The following is a 2,205-nucleotide window of genomic DNA, read 5'->3' on the forward strand; positions in this document are numbered from 1 at the left end:
GTGCCCGAACCGGGATACTTGCCCTGCTTCCAGGCGACTCCGGCGAACCGGACGATCTTCAATCTTGCAACAGGCCCTGCGTGAGGAGGTACGCGAAGTGAAGGTGGTCTGCGTGGACGGCCTGCTCTTCCCGCACGCCCGCCAGGTCGTTCGCATCCACCGTAAACGCCGGTCCCTCGGTGCGAAGAAGTGGCAGAGCGAGACGGTCTACGCCGTCACCGACCTGCCCGCCCACCAGGCGTTCCCCGCCGAGATCGCTTCCTGGGCCCGCGGCCACTGGATCATCGAGAACACTGTCCACTGGACCAAGGACGTCATCTTCGCCGAGGACGTCAGCCAGGTCCGACGTCACCACACTCCGGCCGTCATGAGCGCCTTGCGCGATCTGACCCGCACGGCTCTCGATCGGGCCGGCTGGACCAACAGCGCCAGCGACCGACGTGCTCACACCCGCCCCGACACAGCCCTGAGCCTGCACGGCATCCCATGACCAAAACGGGCGAACGGGATTCTCCCCGGGGCCCTACCTTACGCCTGGAAGCGTAACCCAGGCTTCAGGGACTCCACGAATCTCAGGACATCAAGCGTGGCAGGATACGGAAACAACAGGGCCCCTTCGGTCGCCGGTGTGCTGAGTGGAATCACCACGCCAACGACGAGGGGCCCTGCCTCGTCACCACAGCCGCTGAACAGCCCATTTCACCCGTCAGCACAGGATGAAAGAGGTTCACTGGCCCGGCAAAGCTCGCACCCTATCGACGAGTCCACCGCTACAGAAGTCTAGAAAACCGTCAGGATCTGCTCCGAAATTTTGCAGCACAATATGATCAAATCCAGCGTGCGCGAATGTTTTCGCCGCCGATACGAAATGTTCCAGGTCCGTTCCGCAAGCAAAATTCCTACGGATGTCTTCTTCCCGGACAGTTGTGCTCGCCGCCTCGAAGTTCACGGGATTCGGTAGTTCACTCATGACTTTCCAGCCCATCAGAGCGAGGCGCCATTTTTCATGCGCAGCTCGCACAGCGTCGCCCTCGTCAGCCGCCCACGAGACCGGCACTTCAGCATATTTTGGACCTGTCCCACCTTCGTTCCGGTAGGCGTGGACGACAGCAGCCTTCGGCTCTGTTGCGAACAAAGCATCGCCGAGTTCGCCCGCAAGTTTTGCCGCCTGCGCCCCCCCTGCGGCGATAGCGATATGCGGACTATCAGAGGGAAGGTCGAAAATTCGAGCATCTGCAATTTGAAAGTAGCGACCCTCATATGAATGATAATCGCCACTCCACAGTAGTCGGATAATTTCTACAGCCTCTCGAAGCCGCGAGTGGCGCTCCGAGACCGTCGCGGGAAATCCGGGTCCAACAATATGCTCGTTGAGACGCTCTCCCGATCCAACACCGAGCGTAAAACGTCCATCAGAGATCAATGCCACCGTCGCTGCCGCCTGGGCAATAATTGCGGGATGGTAACGCACGGTGGGGCAAGTCACTCCTGTAGCCAAATGGATACGCTCAGTCGATGCAGCAACTGCACCGAGGACGGACCACGCGAAGGGTGAGTGCGCTTGACTGTTGAGCCACGGATGAAAATGATCACTGATTTCCACGAAGTCGAATCCAGCGGCTTCTGCGCGAATCGCCTGCCGAATCAGCTCCTTGGGGCCGTAGGTCTCAGCGGAGAGCTTGTATCCAACTTCTACCACAGCATTCTCCTTGTCGATAGTCGGTCGCCAGCGGTTGAGTGACCTCTATCCACTCGACCACATGAACGATCTTGTGTTCAGCCGCACACGCCGGCAACCGCATGCATGTCAGCCGATTGGCTCAGAAAATCGGGTGGCCGTGAGAGGCTGCAGCGATCGCGTTCGTGACGACATAAGCTGCTCCTGGCGGCAGTTTCCTTCGTGGTCGGTCCGGCTTGGCCCACCGCTTAATGGCGCTTCGCCCACTGGTTTAAGGCTCGAGTCTGGGCCCGCTTGTACCGTGTCGTCCTCGACGAACTCGACGCCCGTGGAGAGCTGAGCTATACCGTCGGCGCCGTCAGCATCCGGGCCCTGAATAAAGAGGCAGCCGACGGGACCGAATCCGACCGACCGCGGCAAAAGTGGATCGAGAATGAGTCTGTCGAACGAGCGGCCCTGTCTCACTTTCGGTGGTGACGGAGAGTCGTGGGGGTCGTTATTGTTGGCGTGAGGGATGTCAACGAGCT

1 protein-coding gene and 2 pseudogenes are annotated in these 2,205 nt (G+C 59.9%); 2 read left to right on the plus strand and 1 reads right to left on the minus strand.

Features of this window, described 5'->3' with window-relative positions; genetic code table 11:
• Positions 1-79: 79 nt before the first annotated feature.
• Positions 80-490, plus strand: a pseudogene (locus tag LCE31_RS39065) (transposase); the annotation flags it as partial.
• 237 nt (positions 491-727) lie between these two features.
• Here the strand turns inward: LCE31_RS39065 and LCE31_RS39070 are convergent.
• Entirely contained in the window at positions 728-1,699 is a 972-nt protein-coding gene (locus LCE31_RS39070) for a TIGR03557 family F420-dependent LLM class oxidoreductase (protein WP_225022998.1), read from the minus strand.
• Positions 1,700-1,933: 234 nt separating this feature from the next.
• On the opposite strand from LCE31_RS39070, the pseudogene LCE31_RS39075 reads away from it, so the two are divergent.
• A pseudogene (locus LCE31_RS39075) lies at positions 1,934-2,132 on the plus strand (IS5/IS1182 family transposase); the annotation flags it as partial.
• Positions 2,133-2,205 lie beyond the last annotated feature (73 nt).

It is taken from the genome of Streptomyces sp. 8L (assembly GCF_020176795.1).
Classification (GTDB): Bacteria; Actinomycetota; Actinomycetes; order Streptomycetales; family Streptomycetaceae; genus Streptomyces.